The sequence below is a fragment of the Streptomyces sp. NPDC101118 genome (assembly GCF_044759445.1).
Lineage (GTDB): Bacteria > Actinomycetota > Actinomycetes > Streptomycetales > Streptomycetaceae > Streptomyces.
The window spans coordinates 411,454-429,770 of the sequence record NZ_JBIVZG010000002.1; the positions used below are offsets into that span (position 1 = coordinate 411,454).

The 18,317-nt window shown below is 75.9% G+C and carries 14 protein-coding genes; 8 read left to right on the forward strand and 6 right to left on the reverse strand.

Annotated features, from left to right (window positions below):
• Nucleotides 1-101 precede the first annotated feature (101 nt).
• From ACIQUQ_RS04795 to ACIQUQ_RS04810, 4 genes are all read left to right on the forward strand, one after another.
• Nucleotides 102-1,550 (forward strand): cellulose binding domain-containing protein, encoded by a 1,449-nt coding sequence (locus ACIQUQ_RS04795; protein WP_403971328.1) that lies wholly within the window; start codon nt 102-104, stop codon nt 1,548-1,550.
• A 158-nt stretch (nt 1,551-1,708) separates the two neighbouring features.
• Nucleotides 1,709-2,083 (forward strand): hypothetical protein, encoded by a 375-nt coding sequence (locus ACIQUQ_RS04800; protein WP_403971330.1) that lies wholly within the window; start codon nt 1,709-1,711, stop codon nt 2,081-2,083.
• 185 nt (nt 2,084-2,268) lie between these two features.
• On the forward strand, nt 2,269-2,673 hold the full coding sequence (locus ACIQUQ_RS04805; protein WP_403971332.1) for an ArsR/SmtB family transcription factor: 405 nt from the start codon (nt 2,269-2,271) through the stop codon (nt 2,671-2,673).
• Nucleotides 2,674-2,831: 158 nt separating this feature from the next.
• Nucleotides 2,832-3,257: an orotidine 5'-phosphate decarboxylase / HUMPS family protein gene (locus ACIQUQ_RS04810; RefSeq protein WP_403971334.1), complete on the forward strand. Its 426-nt coding sequence runs from the start codon at nt 2,832-2,834 to the stop codon at nt 3,255-3,257.
• A 79-nt stretch (nt 3,258-3,336) separates the two neighbouring features.
• Here ACIQUQ_RS04810 and ACIQUQ_RS04815 read toward each other — a convergent pair whose 3' ends face one another.
• From ACIQUQ_RS04815 to ACIQUQ_RS04830, 4 genes are all read right to left on the reverse strand, one after another.
• A complete protein-coding gene (locus ACIQUQ_RS04815) occupies nt 3,337-3,750 on the reverse strand; it encodes a VOC family protein (protein WP_403971336.1) in 414 nt (137 codons plus the stop codon).
• A gap of 110 nt (nt 3,751-3,860) precedes the next feature.
• Nucleotides 3,861-4,316, reverse strand: a complete 456-nt coding sequence (locus tag ACIQUQ_RS04820; protein ID WP_403971338.1) for a GNAT family N-acetyltransferase — start codon at nt 4,314-4,316, stop codon at nt 3,861-3,863.
• A gap of 179 nt (nt 4,317-4,495) precedes the next feature.
• The gene (locus ACIQUQ_RS04825) at nt 4,496-5,308 is read right to left on the reverse strand and encodes an ABC transporter permease (RefSeq protein WP_403971340.1); all 813 of its coding nucleotides are present in this window, start codon (nt 5,306-5,308) and stop codon (nt 4,496-4,498) included.
• Nucleotides 5,305-6,300, reverse strand: coding sequence for an ATP-binding cassette domain-containing protein (locus ACIQUQ_RS04830; protein ID WP_403971342.1), 996 nt, complete (start codon nt 6,298-6,300; stop codon nt 5,305-5,307). Before ACIQUQ_RS04830 ends, ACIQUQ_RS04825 begins: the two co-directional genes overlap by 4 nt.
• A gap of 184 nt (nt 6,301-6,484) precedes the next feature.
• Between ACIQUQ_RS04830 and ACIQUQ_RS04835 the strand changes: the two genes are divergently transcribed.
• Nucleotides 6,485-7,381, forward strand: coding sequence for an alpha/beta hydrolase (locus ACIQUQ_RS04835; RefSeq protein WP_403971344.1), 897 nt, complete (start codon nt 6,485-6,487; stop codon nt 7,379-7,381).
• 105 nt (nt 7,382-7,486) lie between these two features.
• On the forward strand, nt 7,487-8,779 hold the full coding sequence (locus tag ACIQUQ_RS04840; RefSeq protein WP_403971346.1) for a serine hydrolase domain-containing protein: 1,293 nt from the start codon (nt 7,487-7,489) through the stop codon (nt 8,777-8,779).
• Nucleotides 8,780-8,941: 162 nt separating this feature from the next.
• On the opposite strand, the gene ACIQUQ_RS04845 is transcribed toward ACIQUQ_RS04840, so the two are convergent.
• Complete coding sequence (locus tag ACIQUQ_RS04845; RefSeq protein WP_403971348.1) at nt 8,942-9,709, reverse strand: TioE family transcriptional regulator; 768 nt, start codon at nt 9,707-9,709, stop codon at nt 8,942-8,944.
• Between the two features lie 91 nt (nt 9,710-9,800).
• On the opposite strand from ACIQUQ_RS04845, the gene ACIQUQ_RS04850 reads away from it, so the two are divergent.
• Nucleotides 9,801-11,006 (forward strand): erythromycin esterase family protein, encoded by a 1,206-nt coding sequence (locus ACIQUQ_RS04850; RefSeq protein ID WP_403971350.1) that lies wholly within the window; start codon nt 9,801-9,803, stop codon nt 11,004-11,006.
• 85 nt (nt 11,007-11,091) lie between these two features.
• Here ACIQUQ_RS04850 and ACIQUQ_RS04855 read toward each other — a convergent pair whose 3' ends face one another.
• Nucleotides 11,092-11,676 (reverse strand): hypothetical protein, encoded by a 585-nt coding sequence (locus tag ACIQUQ_RS04855; protein ID WP_403971352.1) that lies wholly within the window; start codon nt 11,674-11,676, stop codon nt 11,092-11,094.
• A 291-nt stretch (nt 11,677-11,967) separates the two neighbouring features.
• On the opposite strand from ACIQUQ_RS04855, the gene ACIQUQ_RS04860 reads away from it, so the two are divergent.
• On the forward strand, nt 11,968-18,246 hold the full coding sequence (locus tag ACIQUQ_RS04860; RefSeq protein WP_403971354.1) for a LuxR C-terminal-related transcriptional regulator: 6,279 nt from the start codon (nt 11,968-11,970) through the stop codon (nt 18,244-18,246).
• Nucleotides 18,247-18,317: the final 71 nt, after the last annotated feature.

Consider the following 18,317-nt stretch of genomic DNA (forward strand, 5'->3'; position numbering starts at 1 on the left):
CACCCCCGCCGTCCACCCCACCCATCCCATCCGCCCCAACCGCACCCCCGCACCCCGCACCCACAGGTTCCGTTCCGCGCCCCCCACCGAAAGGGAATCCCGTGTCCGACCGACCCCGTCGCACCAGCAGGGTGGCCCTGGCCGCCGCCCTCGCCCTCCTCTCCGGCACCGCGGCCGCGGGCCTCCTGGCCGCCCCCGCCTCGGCCGCCGCCGACGCGCTCAGCGTCCAGTACCGCACCAGCGCCGGCGGAGCCACCGCCGACCAGTCCGAACCCTGGCTCCAGATCACCAACACCGGCGCCACGACCGTCCCCCTGAGCCAGGTACGCCTGCGGTACTGGTTCAAGGCCGACGGCCCCGCGGTGACGTACCGCTTCGCCTGCTCCTGGGCGGTGAAGGGCTGTGCCCACATCACCGGCGCCTTCGGCACCCCCGACCACCCGACCGCCACCGCCGACCGGTACCTGGAGATCGGCTTCACCCCCGGTGCCGGCTCCCTCGCCCCCGGCCAGTCCACCGGCGACATGCAGCTCCGCTTCCACCGCACCGACTGGCAGCCGCTGACCCAGTCCGACGACTACTCCTTCGGCCCCGGCCGGACCTCGTACGCGGACTGGGACAAGGTCACCCTCCAGTCGGGCGGCACCCTCGTCTGGGGCACGGCCCCGGCCGGCAACGACCCGACCACGCCCCCCACGACCCCGCCGACCACGCCCCCCACCACCCCGCCGGCCGACCCGGACGCACCGGTCCTCTTCGACGACTTCACGTACGCCTCCAGCGCCGACCCCGCCCTCGCCCGCAACGGCTGGACCGTCAAGTCCGGGCAGGGCGGCCCCGGCGTCCCGGGCGCCACCTGGTCCCCGCAGGACATCACCTTCCCCTCCGCCGGGGGCGGCACCGTGATGAACCTGCGCCTGACCACCGACGGCACCGCCGCCGGCACCCGCGAGACCGAACTCCAGACCACCGCAAGGAAGTTCAGGAACGGCACCTACGCCGCCCGGGTCCGCTTCGACGACACGCCGTCCGGCGGCCCCGACGGCGACCACGTCGTCCAGACCTTCTTCGCCTTCACCCCGCTCAACGCCCCCATGGACCCGGCCTACAGCGAGCAGGACTTCGAGTACCTGCCCAACGGCGGCTGGGGCGAGCCGGGCAACATCATGTACGAGACCACCTGGGAGACCTACAACCCCGACCCCTGGAACGCCGTCAACACCCACGGCGAGCAGCGCGCCTCGCACGACGGCTGGCACGACCTCCAGTTCACCGTCGACGGCACCTCCGTGACGTACTGGGTCGACGGCCGCGTCGTCGCCACCCACGGCGAGCCCTACCTGCCGGAGACCCCGCAGTTCATCGACTTCAACCACTGGCTGATCGACCTGGCCGGCCAGACCTCGGCCACCCCGCGCTCGTACGACGAACAGGTCGACTACGTGTACTTCGTCAAGGACCAGGTCCGCACCCCGGCCCAGGTCGCCGCCGGGGTCGCGGCCCTGCGCGCGGCGGGCACCGCCTTCAGGGACACCGTCCCGAACAGCTGACCGCACGGACCGGTCCTCCCTCCGATCGATTTCCGCCGAATCTGCCATTCCGGCCCAACGGGGCCTGCGGCTCAGTAGCTTGAGCCGGGCAGGTTCCGGTGGGGGAGCGCGACTCTCCCGCCGCGGACGCGAACAGAGCACCAGAGGGAGTGGACGAATTGGCGAACGTGGAAGTCTCCTTGAAGGAGGCGATGACCTCGATCGAGGGAGCACTGGGGACGGCCCTGGTCGACTACACCAGCGGCATGGCCCTGGGCACCCTCGGTGGAGGCAAGGACCTCGACCTGTCGGTCGCCGCGGCGGGCAACACCGATGTGATCAGGGCGAAGGTCCGCACGATGGAGATGCTCGGCCTCCGGGACGAGATCGAGGACCTGCTGATCACCCTCGGCGGTCAGTACCACCTGATCAGGCTGCTCAAGGGCAAGTCCGGGAGCGGCCTGTTCCTGTACCTGGTCCTGGACAAGGACAGGTCCAACCTGGCCATGGCCCGGCACCAGCTGCGCCGCATCGAGGCCGCCCTCGAGGTCTGACAACGGCTCGCAACGGCCCTCGCATGCCCACTAATTGAAGAATTCTTCAATTCGGCAGATCCAAATCTGGCCAAGTGTGGGCATGCGCGGGCCGCCGGGACGGGACGATGGGACGAAAGACCGCAGGCGGCAGGGCATGGGCCGGGCCCGGCCGTGGTCGGGCGACAGCAGGAGCACTCGTGGGCATGCAGGTACCGCTGTACCAGGCGAAGGCGGAGTTCTTCCGGATGCTCGGGCACCCGGTCCGCATCCGCGTCCTGGAGCTCCTGCAGGCGGGACCCATGCCGGTGCGCGACCTCCTCGCGGAGATCGACGTCGAACCCTCCAACCTGTCCCAGCAGCTCGCGGTGCTGCGCCGGTCGGGCATCGTCGTCTCCACCCGCGAGGGCGCCACGGTCAGTTACGCCCTCGCCGGCGGCGACGTCGCCGACCTGCTGCGCGCAGCCCGCCGCATCCTCACCGAGATGCTGGCGGGCCGCACCGAGCTGCTCGCCGAGCTCCGCCAGACGGACCCGTGTTCGGAACCCCACCCGGAACCGCACCCGCACGCCCACCCGGTCACCGTGCCCGGCAGGCCCTTCCCGAAGTGACCGGCCCCGGCCCCGGACCCGTGCCGTTGGGCGGCCCGGCCCCGGTGTCAGGTCCGCAGCCAGGCCGCCGCGTCCTGCGGCAGCCGGCCCCGCCCGTCGAGGGGGGCGCTGCTCAGCAGGAGTTCCGGGTGCGCGGGCAGTTCGTCACCGTGCACGGCATGGGCGGCACCGGCATCATGTCCGCAGCAGTCGAGGCCGCGCGCGACTTCCCCGGACTGCGCGTGCTCGCCCTGACCGTGGTCACCAGCATGACCGACGCTGACCTTGCCGACATCGGCGTCGGCTACGCGGTGGACGAACAGGTGCTCCGGCTGGCCCACTTGGCGCGGAAGGCCGGCTGCCACGGCGTGGTCGCCTCGCCGCAGGACGTCGCGGCCCTGCGCGGCACCCTGGGCCCCGACGCCCTGATCGTCACTCCCGGTGTCACGCTGTCCGGGGACTCTCCGGCCGAGCACGCGCGTGTGGGGACACCCCGCGCGGCGATCACCGCCGGCGCCTCGCACGTCGTCGTCGGCCGGACGGTCACGCGCGCCGGCGACCCGGCGGCCGCCTTCCGCCGCGTCCGGACCAGCCTGGCCCCGTGACGGACGGGGAACCCCCGTGTCGTCACCTGTACGCGGGTGACGGATGGTCAGGGGGTGTCCTGAGACGCCGGGCGGCAGGTCAGAGGGAGAGGTTCAGGTTCAGCTGCCAGGAGACGCCGAAGCGGTCGTTCACCCAGCCGAACTTCTCGCTGAAGCCGTACGAGCCGAGCGGCATCAGCACGGCGCCCCGGTCGGCCAGGGCCGCGTACAGGCGGTCGAGCTCCGCCTCCGTGTCGCACTCGACGAAGAGCGAGACCGCCGGGGTGAAGCCGAAGTCGTGCTTGGCCGGGCTGTCGATGCACATGTACCGCTGCCCGGCCAGCGCGAACGTGGCGAACTGGACGGTGCCCTCCGGGCCCTGCCCGTCCGCGCCGTAGCGGGTCACGCCGATGACCTCGGAGTCCTCGAACAGGGAGACGTAGAAGGCCATGGCCTCCTCGGCCTGTCCCTCGAACATCAGGAACGTGGTGATCTTCTGAGGTGTCGCGGCCATCCTGCCGGCTCCCTGGGTGGTGGCGTGACCTTGCCCGGCCGAGGCTAGGCCATGCACCCGCCCCGGCCGGCGAGGCGCACGGCCGCGCCGCCGATCGGTTCCGGTACGGGTCAGCCGGTGGGCGCCATGTCGTACGTGACCCACATCGTGCGCGCGGCCACCTGGTCGTACTTGGCCCGCGCCCGGTGGTTGTCGTCGGCGGTGATCCACCGGACGACGCTCCAGCCGCGCTCGGCCGCGATCCCGCGCAGCCGCTCCAGCAGGAGGTCGACCGCGCCCGAGCCGCGGCTCTCGGGCGCGACGAAGAGGTCGTCGAGGAAGCAGCCCGTGGTGGCCGACAGCGGCCGCGCGAACGGCCGGTAGTGCGCCAGCCCGACGAGCCGCCCGTCGGCGCCCTCCGCCACCAGGGCGTTCACCTCGTGGGCCGGGTCGTTGATCCACGACCAGACCAGCGCGGCGGCCTCCTCGGTCTGCGCCACGCGGTAGAACTCCGCGTAACCCCGGTAGAGGGTGCGCCACTGGGCGAAGTCGTCCGCGCGCACCGCGCGGACCTGGATGCCGGTCATCTGGAGGGTGCCTTCCTGTCCGTACGCGCGGATCCCCGTACGGCCGCGCGAACCCGATCATGCGCGAGGGGGAGGGGCGGCACCCTGCCGCGTTGTCGAAAACCGCCCGCACCGACACGCCGCGCCGGACAGTCGTACGCCTGCCCGCCTCCGCCCGCGGCTGTCGGACCGGCGCAGCGTCAGCGGGTGTGCGAACGGTACGCCCGCATCGCCAGCGGCATGAAGACCAGGGTGATGCCCGCGGCCCAGACCAGCGACCACATGATGGCGCTGCCGGCGGGCGTGCCGAGCAGCAGGCCGCGGAACGCGTCCGACAGGTGGGTCACCGGATTGACGTTCACCCAGGCCTGCAGCCACCCGGGCATCGTGTCCACCTGGACGAACGCACTGCTGGTGAAGGTGATCGGGAAGATGAAGGTGAACGCGAACACCTGGACCTTCTCCGCGTCGCCGGCCAGCATCCCGATCAGCACCGCCGTCCACGACACCGCGGCGGCGAACGTCAGGAGCAGCAGCGTCGCGCCGAGGAATCCCGCCACGCCGCCGGTGATCTCGAAGCCCAGCAGGGTGCCCAGCGCGATCATCAGCAGCATCGCCCACAGCTGCTTGGCCAGGTCCGCGGTGATGCGCCCGAGCAGCGGCGCCGTCCGCGCGATCGGCAGGCTGCGCAGCCGGTCGAACACGCCCTTCGTCAGGTCGGTGTTGAGCGCCATGGCCGTGTACATGCTCATGAACAGGGTGTTCTGCACGATGATGCCCGCGAGCGCGTACTGGAGGTACTCCTGCGGGGAGCCCGCCATCTGTCCGCCGAACACGTAGGTGAACAGGAACACGAACATGATCGGCGTGATGCTGTAGTCCACCAGCTCCAGCGGGTTGTGCTTCACCGAGACCAGGCTGCGCCACGCCATCGTGCCGGTCTGACGGAGGGCCGCGAGGGGACGGACCCGCCCGCCGCGCCACTGCGTGTCCGTGAGTGCCGCCGAGGTCATGAGGGGGTCACCGCCTCCGAGTACCGGTCTTCTTCCGCGCTCTCCTCCTCTTCGGCCTCCGGCTCCGCCCGGTGGCCGGTGAGCGCCATGAACACCTCGTCGAGCGAGGAGCGCCGCAGGCTGAGCTCGCCGACGGAGATGCCCGCCTGGTCCAGGCGGCGCACGACGCTCGGCATCAGCGCCGGGTCGTTGACCGGCGCGAGGATCCCGTCGCCCTCGACCGCGGTCTGCGGACCCGCCTCGGCGGTCACCAGGAGGTGCGCCGCCCCGAGGTCGGCGGGGTCCGCCGGGCGTACGTACAACACCTGGCCGCCGACCTGGGACTTCAGCTCGTCGGGCGTGCCGCCGGCGATCACCGTCCCCTTGTCGATCACGACGATGCTGTCGGCGAGCCGGTCCGCCTCGTCCAGGTACTGCGTGGTGAGCAGGGTCGTCATGCCCTCGGCGACCAGGACCCGCAGCATGTCCCAGACCTCGCTGCGGCTGTGCGGGTCCAGCCCGGTCGTCGGTTCGTCCAGGAACAGCACCCGCGGCCGGCCGACCAGGCTGGCGGCCAGGTCGAGGCGGCGCCGCATGCCGCCCGAGTAGGTCTTGGCGGCCCGCCCCGCCGCGTCGCTCAGGTGGAAGCGGTCGAGCAGGTCGGCGGCCCGGGCCCGGGCCTCGGCCCGCGACATCCCGAGCAGCCGGCCGATCATGAGCAGGTTCTCGGTGCCGGTCATGTTCTCGTCCACCGCCGCGTACTGCCCGGTGAGCCCGATGAGCGAGCGCACCATCCCGGCCTCGCGCACCACGTCGTACCCGCCGACCTCGGCGTGCCCGCCGTCCGGACGCAGCAGGGTCGCGAAGATGCGGACGGCCGTCGTCTTGCCCGCGCCGTTGGGCCCCAGCAGGCCCAGCACCGTGCCCGTAGGGACCTCGAGGTCCACACCGGCGAGGGCGCGGGTCTCCTTGAACTGCTTGGCCAGCGCCTCGGCCCGGATCGCGTAACTCACGAGATCACCCCGTTCGTGGAGGAAGGCGCATACCCCTCCACTGTGACGCACGCCACTGACAACCGGCCCGGCGAGCCGGACGTGCGGCGCGGGGCCCGGGTTCCGCCGGACGGTGCGGGACCGTGGCCGGAAGCGCGACGGACGGCGGCTGTCCCGCGGGGCACCGGCCGTGAGGATGAGGGCCATGGATCCCGAACTCGAAGCGTTCGTACCGCTGTTCCCCCGAGCCGGCCTCGACGACCCGGTCACGGCGCGCAGGCGGTTCGCCGAACTCGCGGCCGCCCTGCCCGCCCCCGACACCTCCGGAATGGAGATCGAGGACCACACCGTGCCCGGCGACCCGGACGTACCTGTCCGCGTCTACCGCCCGTACGGGGCCCGCGGCGCCGTGGTCTGGCTGCACGGCGGCGGCTGGGTCATGGGCGACCTGGACACCGAGCACCCGTGGGCGGCCCGGATCGCCGCCCTCTCCGGCGCGGCGGTGGTCTCGGTCGGCTACCGCCCGGCCCCCGAGCACCCGTTCCCCGCCGCCCTGGACGACGCCTGGGCCGCACTGGCCTGGACCGCCGAGCAGGCCGCCGGCCTCGGCATCGACCCGGAGCGGATCGCCGTCGGCGGCCACAGCTCCGGCGGCAACATCGCCGCCGGCCTGGCACTGCGGGCCCGCGACGAGGGAGGACCCGCGCTCCGCTTCCAGCTGCTCAACCAGCCGTCGCTGGACGACCGGCAGACGAGCTGGTCGGCGCGGCACTTCGACGGCACGCCCTCCTTCGACCGCGACAAGGCCACCGCCGCCTGGCGCCACTACCTGGGCGGCCGCCCCGCGACCCCCTACGCCGCACCCGCACGGGCCGAGGACCTGTCCGGGCTGCCCCCGGCCTACCTCTCCACCGCGGAGTTCGACCCGAACCGCGACGAGGGCATCGCCTACGCCCTGCGGCTGCTGGAGGCGGGCGTGCCGGTCGAACTCCACCAGTGGCCCGGCACCTTCCACGGCTCGCAGGCGGTCCTCTCGGCCGAGGTCTCACAGCGGCAGCACGCCGAGCTGGGCGGCGCACTGCGTCGCGCCCTGGCCGGCTGAAGCGGGGCCCGGCAGCACGGGAAGCCCGGGGGCACGGCCCCGTCCCGCCGCCGCACACCGTTCCGCACCACCACCTCACACCACCCCGACGAAGGGACGTACGACATGAGGATCAGACTCGCGCTCTGCGCGGGCGCCGCCGCGCTGACCGTGTGCGCCGGTACGGTCACGGCGTCCGCCGTACCCGGCTCACCGGACCCCCGGCCCGCCGCCGCACCCGGCGCACCGGACCCCCGGCCCGCCGCCGGCCACGCCGCGGCAGCGGCCCGCCCCGACGCCGAGGCCCTGCGCGCCGCCCTCGACGGCGTCCACCGTGCGGGCGTGCCGGGCGCCTTTGCAGAGGTCCGTGACGGCGCCCGGACCTGGCGCGGCGCCGCGGGCGTCGCCGACCTGGCCACCGGCCGCCCCGTACGGCCCGGCCTGCTGCACCGCGTCGGCAGCGTCACCAAGACCTTCACCGCCGCCGCGGTCATGCAGCAGGCCGAGCAGGGCCGCATCCGCCTCGACGACCCGATCGGCGACCACCTGCCGGACCTCGTACCGGGCCCCCGCGGCCGGACCGTCACCGTCCGGATGCTGCTGAACCACACCAGCGGCATCGCCGACCACCTCCGCCCCGCCTTCCCGTCCCTGCCGGGCTCGGCCGCGAGCATCGACGAGAACCGCTTCCGGCGCTTCCGGCCCGCCGAGCTGATCGGGATGGGGCTCGCGGCCGCCCCCGCCGGCGAGCCCGGCGGCCCCGTCGGGGTGTACTCCAACACGAACTACCTGCTCCTCGGCGAGCTGCTGGAGCGGGTGACCGGCACACCCGCCGAGGAGTACATCACCCGGAACGTCATCGCGCGGGCCGGGCTCCGGCACACCGCGTTCCCCGCCGGGCCCCGCATCCGCGGACCGCACTCGCGGATGTACGAGTCCTTCCACGGCCTGCTCGACCCGCCGCGCGACTACAGCGTCTACGACACGTCCTATGTGGGCCCGTCGGCCGGACTGGTGTCGACCATGGAGGACCTCGACCGCTTCTACGCCGGGCTGCTGGCCGGCCGCATCGTGAGCCCCGCCTCGCTGGCGGAGATGCAGCGCACCGGGCCGGTCATCGCCCTGGACGGCTCCACCGTCCGGTACGGGCTCGGCCTCCACCGGCTCGACGTCCCCGGGTGCGGCACCTTCTGGGGCCACGACGGCTCGGCCTGGGGGGCCGGGACCGTGTCCTTCACCCGGGCCGACGGGCGGCGCCAGGCCTCGTACGCGGTCAACCTCCAGCGGTGGAACGCGGTGGACTCCACCGGCGTCCCGGTGCCCCACCCGATCGACGGCGCGCTGGCCGCGCTGCAGCGCGAGGCCCTGTGCGGGGACGGGGAGGTGGTTGCCCCGCGGGCGGCGGCCGGGCGCCGGTAACGGACGGTGGTACGCGGAGGCCGGGGGACCAGCGCTCGTCGCGGGGGGTACGGGCGCCCGTCCCCGTAACGGGGGTACGGGCGACCCGTGCCCGCAACGGGGGTACGGGCGACCCGTGCCCGTAACGGGGGTACGGGCGACCCGCGCCCGTGGGCCGGTGCCTCAGCCGCGCTCGCGGAGGTACGCCTCCAGCGCGGCGGCACCGGCCAGCATCGCCCGCCCACGGGCGGACAGCCGGCCGTGCCAGCCGGTCAGGGTGGCCTCCAGCGGTTCCAGTCCGCCGGCCGCCCGCACCTGCCCGATCAGCGGGGCGATCTGCTCCAGCAGGTACCCGCCCCGCCGGAGCTGGTGGACCAGCCGGGCGTCCCGTACGTCCGCGGCGTCGTAGACGCGGTACCCGGTCAGCCGGTCGCGGCGCGGGCGCACCAGGCCGGCCCGCTCCCACGTGCGCAGCGTCGCCGGCCGGAGTCCGAGCTCCGCCGCCAGCGTCCCGATGAAGGTGCCGCCGGCCGGGCCCGCCCCGCCGGACCCGCCGGGCGCGGTCGCCGTGGGCTGCTCCGCGGCCGGTCCCCCCGCGCCGGGCGCCAGGTCGCGGAGGGCGTCCTCGACGGCGCGCAGCGTCCGGCGGTCGGCGAGCAGCTGGGCGTGGCTCTCGTCGATGAGCCGGAACGCCTCGTCCGCGGCGCCCCGGTTCACGGCCCGCATCACCTCAGCCGCCGTCCGGTGCCCGTGCCCGGGAACGAGGGCGAGGAACGCGTCCAGAGCCCGGGCGTGCAGGGGCGTGTAACGGCGGTGGCCGCTGTCCGTCCGGCCGGCGGCGGGGAGGATGCCGTCCTCCTCGTAGTTCCTGACGGCCTGGGCGGACAGCCCGTGCGGGCGTGCCAGGTCGACCGGCCTCAGGTGCCCACCGGTTTGAAGGTTCGGTCCCATGCCGCCGAGGATATCCCCGCATTTCAAGGGGTGTTTCCGGCACCTGACGGACACAGGTTTCAACCGGAACTTCAACGATAGCGTTGAAGGCATGACGACCAGAAGCCAGTACACCGCCCGTCCCGTCGAGGCCGCCGCCGTCCTGCGCCTGCTGGACGGCAGGCGGCCCCGCGTGCTCGCCCTGGGCGAGCCCACCCACGGCGAGGAACTCCTCCTCGACGTGCGCAACGACCTCTTCCGGCAGCTCGTCGAGGAGGAGGGCTACCGCACGATCGCGATCGAGAGCGACTGCCTCGCGGGCCTCGCCGTGGACGACCACGTCACCACGGGTGCGGGCACCCTCGACGAGGTCGTGGCGCAGGGCATCAGCCACGGCTGGGGCGCCTCCCCGGCCAACCGCGAACTCGTGCGCTGGATGCGCGCCCACAACGAGGGCCGGCCCGCCTCCGAACAGGTGCGCTTCGCGGGCTTCGACGGCCCGCTCGAGATGACCGCCGCCGCCAGCCCCCGGCAGGCACTCACGGCGCTCCACGGACACCTCGCGGCCCATGTGGACGCCGACCTGCTGCCCTGTACCGCGGAAGCCCTCGACCGCCTGCTCGGAGCCGACGACCGGTGGACCGAACCCGCCGCGATGATGGATCCGGCCCGGTCGGTGGGCCGGACCGCCGAGGCCGGTGAACTGCGGCTGCTCGCAGACGACCTGGCGGCCCTGCTCGACGAGCGGACCCCGGAGCTGCTCGCGGCCACCTCGCGGGAGGCCTGGGACCGGGCCAGGCTGTACGCGCGCACCGCCACCGGCCTGCTGCGCTACCACCACTGGCTGGCCGACACCTCGACGGGCCGCCTGACCCGTCTGGTGGGCGTGCGGGACCAGATGATGGCCCGCAACCTCCTCGCCCTGGCCGAGCGCGGCCCGGTGCTCGTCCACGCCCACAACGCCCACCTCCAGCGCCCGCGGAGCACGATGCGGCTGGGCGGCACGCCGCTGGCGTGGTGGAGCGCGGGCGCACTGGTGAGCGCGCGGCTGGGGGAGGAGTACGCCTTCCTGGCCACCACGGTCGGCACGATCCGGCACCACGGCGTCGACACCCCGCCCCCGGACTCCCTGGAAGGGCTCCTGTACGGGCTCGGCGAGGACCGCTGCCTCGTCGACCCCGGCGCGCTGGCCGACGCCCTCGCGCAGAACCCGCCGGCCCCCCGGACCTCCCCCTGGTTCGGGTACTTCCCGATGGACCCGTCCCATCTCGCCGTGACCGACGGGGTGGTGTTCGTCAGGGACCTGCCGAAGACCTAGGCGGTGCCGGGATCCCGGCCGAGCCCTTTCGGGCCCGGCCGGGATCCCGCACCGCGGCGCCTCAGTGCCTCAGTGCCTCAGTGCCTCAGTGCGTCAGTGCGGCCTTCGCCGCCACGATGACCAGGCCCAGCAGCAGGTTCACCAGGGCGCACAGGGCGACCAGCCTCCGCGGGGCCCCGGCCCGCACGGCGCCCGCGGTGGCCCAGCCGACCTGACCCGCGATCGCGACGCCGAGAGCCAGCCACACCGAGCCCTGCTCGTCCAGCCCGAACAGGGGACTGATCAGCAGTGCCAGCGCCGGGGGCAGGGCCGCGTCGATGACCGGCCGCTCCCCGGCACCGACCCGGAGGACCTCCCTCCGGCTCAGCCGCTGCCGGGCCGCCAGGCTGGCCCCGAAGACGTGGGCGAAGACGTGCGCGGCCCAGAACACGAAGGCGGTCAGGAGCACCAGCAGCGCCAGGTTCGCCCGGGGAAAATCCCCGTACGTCCCGCCGCCGACCACCACCGAGGCGGCGAGCACGGAGCCGTAGACCGCCCCCGTGTAGTCGGCGTGCGTGTCGGGGGGCCGCCACCACCAGTGGTGGCGGTGGTGGCGGTGGTGGTGCCGGCCGGCCGGCGCGCCCTCGGCGGCGTCGGGTCCGTCGGTGCCGTCCGTCCGACGGTCGTCCACGCGATCGACCTCCCTCGGGTGGGCCACGGTCCGCCCCTCCGGGCGCGGCGGACGGAGCCCTCCACCCCATGGGACGACGCCTGACCGCCTCGCGCACCACCCGTACCGGGCGAGCGGGCGGGCCGCCGGACCGTCCCGTGTGGCGGGTGCCACGGGTGCGCACGATCATGAGAGGGATCCGGCTCACCCGGACGGGTCACCCCGTACGGGTGTCCCCTGAACCGTCGTCCGGTACGGCGGCCCGGGGGCCGGGCACGACGCCGACGTCGCCCACCTGGAGGGGTGCTGCCCGTGACTCCTTCCCGCCCCGACGGCCACGACCGTCTGCCGATCGAGCCGGTGCCCGTGTACGTGGGCCCGGCCCCCGGCTATCCGGCGCCCGGGTACACGACGCCGGTGCGCGTGCCGCCGGTGCTCCTGCCGCCCGTACCCGCCGACCCGCCGCACACCGCCCCCGTCCGCGACCGGCCCGGCAGCGGGAAGTCCGGGCACCCCGGCCGGGGTGCCCGGGCGGCGGGGCACGGCCGGGCCGCCCTGCGGGAACCGGTCGACGACCCGCTGCTGACGGCCAAGCTGACGGTCCCGGTCCACCCCGGCGGCCTGGTGTCCCGCCAGCGCCTCCACGACGCACTCACCGAGGGCACCCGCGGGCCCCTGACGGTGGTCACCGGCCCCGCGGGCGCGGGCAAGACGGCGCTGGCCGCGTCGTGGGCCCTCTCGGCGGAGCCGCCGGGACCGGTCGCCTGGGTCTCCCTCGACGCCTGCGACCGCCCCGGCACGCTCTGGGCGTACGTCCTCGGGGCCCTCCGGCGCGCCGGAGTCGCACTCCGCCCCGACATCGTCGGGCCCCTCAGTGCCGACGGCGTCGACCACTCGCTCCTCGTACGTCTCGCGGCCTCCTTCGACGGGCAGCCCGCGCCCGCGGTCCTGGTCCTGGACGGCGTGGACCGGCCGGCCGTCCCCGACCTGGCCGAGGGACTCCGCTTCCTCGTCGAGCACAGCGGCCCGGACCTGCGCCTGGTCCTGCTCGGCCGGGGGGCCCCGCCGCTGCCGCTGGCCCGCTACCGCGCCGAACGGCGCGTCCACGAGATACCCGGCCGCGACCTCGCCTTCACCCCGGCCGAGGCGGTGGAACTCCTCGCCGGGCAGCGGGCGGGGCGCGGCGGCGGGGAGGACAGCGGAGGGTCCCGGAAGCGGGGCCGGAAGGCATCGGCCGATCGGGAGACCGCGACCGCCCTCGTACGCCGTACGGAAGGGTGGGCGGCCGGGCTGCGGCTGTGCGCCCTGGCCATGGGCGAGTACGGCGACCCGGCCGCGTTCACCGGCTCGCACCGACCCGCCGAGCACGCCGTGGCCGACTACCTGCTGGCCGAGGTGTTCGACCCCCAGCCGGCACCGACGCGCGAACTGCTCCTGTGCACGGGCATCCTCGGCCAGGTCCACCCCGACCTGGCCGACGTCCTGACCCACCGCCGGGACGCCGCCCGCGTGCTGGAGGCGCTGGCACGCGCCCACGCCTTCGTCGAGCCCGTCGGCGACACCGGCTGGTACCGGTTCCACCCCCTCTTCGCGGGCGTGCTGCGCACCCGGCTGCGCGGCAGCCGCCCCGATGCCCTGCCCGGCCTGTACCGGCGGGCGGCGCGCTGGCTGGCCGGGGGCGGGCGGGTGACCGAGGCGCTGGAGCACGCGGCAGCGGCGGGGGACTGGCCGGCCGCGGCTTCCCTGGCGGTCCGCGGCCTGCTGGTGGGCCACCTGCTGGAGGGCGACGGCACCGGCATCCCCGTGGACCTCTTCGCCGGGATGCCGCCCGGCACCGAGGGCACGGCACCCGCGCTCGTGGCGGCCGCCCGCAGCCTCGGGGCGGGGGACCCGGCCGAGTGCCGGGCCTGGCTGGACCGTGCCGAGGACCGGATGCGCCGCGCGGAGGACCGGCCCGGCAGCCCGGCGGAGGCGGAGCCTGCCGAACGCCTCACGCTCACGCTGCTGCGCCTGCTGTCCGTCCCGCACGGGGACCCCCCGGCCGGCCCCGCCACCGGCCCCGCCACCGTGCCGGACGCCGACCTCGCCGCCGGGCTCGTCCCCGGATGGGACGCCGGGCTCGTGGCCGCCCCGGCCGCCGGGCCCCCGGCCCGGCCTGCCGCCGGGCACGCAGCTGGCCTCGGCGCTGTGCCGGACGCCGACCATGCCGCCGGTCTCGTCCCCGGATCGGACGCCGAGCTCGTTGCCGTCCCGGCCTGCGGGCCCCCTGCTGCCCTTGGTGTCGGGCCGGCCGCCGTACCCGCTGTCGATCCTGCCGCCGTGCTGGACGCCGGACTCGTCGCCGTCCCGGCCGGCGGGCCCACCCCCGTGCCCACCGCCGTGTTCGCCCCCTGGCCGGGGGCCTGGCCGGACACAGGGCCGGACCCCGGGGAAGGCCCGTACGGGATGCCGCCGGAGGCCCTCGCGGACCACCCCGAGATCCGGGCCCTCTTCGCCTACGGGACCGCCCGCGCCCAGTTCTGGGCCGACGGGCCGCAGGCCGCCCGCCCCGCTCTGGAGGAGGCGGTACGGGCCTGCGCGCCCGGTGCCGCCCACGGCGTCCGGCACCGGGCCCTGGGCCTGCTCGCCCTCGCCGAGGCCGCCGCGGGCGCACTGACCGCGGCGCGGGAACACGCCACCGCGTCGGTCGCCTCGGCCGCCGACGTGCCGCAGGCCCGCCGCTCGGCCGCCGGGCACCTGGCCCTGGCGACCGTGGCCGTGGAGCGCGCCCAGCTCCGGGCGGCGGAGGGACACCTCGCCGAGGCCGACGCACTCCCCGACACCCGCACGGACCCCCTGCTCGCAGCGGAACGCGCCCTACTGGCCTCGGCGGTGGACGTGGCCAAGGCCCGCTGGCGCGCCGCAGCCGCCGCCCTCGAAACCCCGTGCCCGAACGCCCCGCGCTGGCTGACGGAACGCCGACGGCTGGCCCGCGCGAGCCTCGCCCTGGCCCAGGGCGACCCGGCTTCGGCCCTGGCCACCCTCGATGCCGGCGTGCCGGATCCCGCTGTCCAAGGTGGCTGGACTCCCACCGCGCACGTCCCGGGTATCGCGGCCGCTGTGGCCCGCTCCCATGGCATCCCGGCCGGTTCTGAAGCTGCGGTGCCGGATCCCGCTGTCCAGGGTGGCTGGACCCCCACCGCCCACGTCCCGGGCGTCCCGGCGGCTGTGGCCCGCACCCAGGGCGCCCCGGCTGCTGCCGAGGCCTCCGCGCCGCGCTCCGCGCTCCAGGGCGGCTCGGGCCTGAACGCGCACGCCCAAGGTGTCCCGGAGGCTGTGGCCCGCGCCCAAGGCCTCCCGCCCGCTGCCGATGCTGCTGCTCCGCATTCCGCCGTTCCGTGCGGCCCGGCCGCCACAACAACCTGCGCCGAGGGCACCCGCCCCGCTTCCGACGCCGCTGCTTCAAGCTCCGCGGTCCAGGGTGGCTCGGGCCTGATCGGGCAGGCCTCGGGCCCCCCGGCGACTGCGGCCGGCACCCAGGGCGTCCCGGATGCTTCCGGCGCCGCTGCTCTGGACCCCGCGGTCCAGGGGCGCTCGGACCCCACCGCGCACGCCCCGGGAGTCCCGGCAGGTGTGGCCCGCGCCCAGGGCGTCCCGGATGCTTCCGACGTCGCTACTTGGGGCTTCGCGGTCCAGGGTGGCTCGGGCCTGATCGACGCCTCCGGGGTCCCGGCGGCTGGGGGTGGCACGCAGGGCGTCCCGCTCGCCGCCCACGCCCCTGCTTCGGGATCCGCGCTCCAGGGTGGCTCGGGCCCCACCGAGGACGCCCCAGGAATTCCGGCGGTTCTGGCCCGCGCCCAGGGCCTCCCGCCCGCATCCGACACCCCCGCTCCGGATTCCGCTGTTCAGCGAGGCCCAGCGGCCACCACAACTCGCGCCCAGGACGGTCGACCCGCTGCCGACAGCGTTGCTCCGGGCTCCGCGGTCCAGGGTGGCTCGGCCCTGACCGTGCACGCCGCGGGCGTGCCGGCCGTCGTCGCCCACGCGCAGGGCGCCCTGGGCGCTTTCGGCACTGGTGCGCCGGACTGGGCTGGACAGGGCGGCTCGGCCCCCACCGAGCACGCCTCGGGCGTCCCGGCCGCTGTCGCCCGTGCCCACAGCGCCCCGTCGGCGTTCGACGCCGCTGCTCCCCACTCCGCAGTCGGAGGCGGCCCGGTCCCCACCACCCCCACCGAGGGCGGCCAAGCTCCCTCTGCCCACGCCGAAGGGCCCCCGCCTCTCACCCCTCAGGTTCCTGGCGGACCGGGGGCCTACACCGGTGCCCGGGGCGGCCCCGTCGCCATGGCCCGGGCCCAGGCTTACCTGGACGCCGGGCACCCGGCCCTGGCGCGCCCGCTGCTGGCCGGACTCGACGAGGACGGCCCGGACCGGGTGCGCGTACTGCTCCTGCGCGCCCGTGCGGCGCTCCTGACCGACGACCCCGCCACGGCGTACGACCTCCTGCTCCACGCCGTCGAAGCCGCCCGCCCGGAAGGCCTGGTCCGCCCCTTCAAGGAAGCGGGCTCCTGGGCCCAACACCTCCTGACCCACCCCCCGACCCACCCGGCCCGGCAGCCGGCCGCCGGCTCACCCGGTGTACACCCGCCGCCCGCAGGCCGGCGGCCAGCCGTCGCCGAGCCGTCGGCTGTGCCGCCGTCAGCCGAGGGCGCCTGGGCTGCCCGGCCGCCCGGCGAGCCACCGGCCTCGGCGCTGCCCGTTGAGGAGTCGTGGGCTGCCCAGCCGCCGCCCGCCCCACCGTCGGCTTCCCAACCGCCTCCCGCCGAGCCGTCCGCCGCGGCGCCGTCCACCGAGCAGCCGTGGGCTCCCCCATCGTCCCCTGCCGTCCCTTCGGCCGAGCAGCCGCCGGCCACCCAGCCGTCGGCCGCCATGCCGTCCGACGGACAGGGGGCCGCGGCCGAGCGGGCCGCCGCTCAGCGGGTCACCGCCATGCCGACGGCATCTCAGCAGCCACCCGCACAGCCGGCACCCGCCGATGAGCCGGGAGCACACCAGTGGCCGCACACCCGGCCCCCGGCCTCGCAGCCGCCGCACACCCGGCCCCCGGCCTCGCAGCCGCCGCACACCCGGCCCCCGGCCTCGCAGCCGCCGCCCGCCCGACTCTCCGGTGCCGAGCCTCTGTACGCCGAGCCGCCCGCGGACCATCGGTCCATCGCCGGGCACCAGGTCGCGGTGCCGTCCGTCGAGGAGCCGGGGGCGCTCCAGTCGCCGCCCGCCCACGAGCCATCCTCCCGGCCCCCTGACGGCCGGTGGTCCGCTGTCCAGCAGCCCACCGCCGGGCCGTCGGCCGCGCAACAAACGCCCGCCGCCCAGGAGCCGGCCGCGGCGCCGTCCGCCGAGCAGTTGAGCGCACCCCAGCCGTCGCTCGCCCAACCGTCGGCCGAGCCGCCTTCGGCTTGGCGGCCGCCGGCCGACACGCTGTCCGACGGCGCGCCTTCCGCTGCCCAGCAGCCCTCGGACGCGCGGAACGTCGAGGAGTCGTTGGCCGCGGAGGGGCCGGCAGCCCAGCCCTCGGTTTCCCAGCAGGCGTCCGCCGTGCCGGCCGCCGTCGAGCCGTCTGCCGGCCAGTGGTCCGGCGAGCAGCCGGGGACTTCCCGACTGCCGCTCGCCCCGGCGTCGGCCGAGGAGCTGCGGGCCGCCCAGCCAGCGGCCGGTGAGCCGACCGCCGCAAGCCGCGGTTCCGGCGCACAGCCGTCGGCCGGTGAACCGTCCGCCGCCTTGCCCGCGGCCGATGGGCCGGCGGCAGAACACCCGCTCTGGGGGTCCGGGCTGCCCGCGGCCCAGGACTGGACCTCTTGGCCGGACGCCGAGTCGTCCGCTGCCCAGCGGGCCCCCGCCACCCCGTCCGCCCAGCGGGCCCCCGCCGACCCGTCCGCCCAGCCGCCCGCGGCCCAGCCGTCCGTCCAGCCGCCCGCCGCCCAGCCGCCCGCCGCCCAGCCGTCCCCCGTCGACCCGTCCGTCCAGCCCCCCGCCGTCCAGCCCCCCGCCGTCCAGCCCCCCGCCTTCGAGCCGCCCGCCGCCCAGCCCCCGTCGGCGTCCGGTGCCGCACCGGGGGAGACCGGCGGCCGGCCGGCCGGGGGACCGTTGGCCGGCGGGCTCGTGGGCGGTGCTCGGGCCTTCGCCGACCGGACCTCGTCGTCCCCTGCGCCCCCCACCCGCCCTTCGCCCGCCTCCGGCGAGGCGGCGGCGCGCCGCGGTGGACGGCCCGCGCGGGGGCCGGGGGCCGCGGGACGGGCGGCCCCGGCATCCTCCGGGCGGCGCCGGCCCGCAGCCGGGCAGCCGGGGGGACCCGCCCCGGTGGCCGGCAACGGCGGCGGGCCCGGGGCCCGCAGCGGCAGCGCACCCGTGTGGCCCGTGCTCGTCGAGGAGCTGAGTGCGCGCGAGCGGCAGGTGCTCGCACAGGTCGCCCGGCTGATGTCGACGGACGAGATCGCCGCCGAACTCGGCCTCTCCGTCAACACCGTGAAGACGCACCTCCGCAGCATCTTCCACAAGCTCGGCGTCTCGCGCCGCCGCGACGCGGTGGAGCGTGCCAGGGAGCTCCGGATCCTCTGAGCGGCCGCGCGGGGCGCAAGGCACCGGTCCTGGCTCACTCCTGGCGGGTGAGGCAGTGCCACGGGCACCGC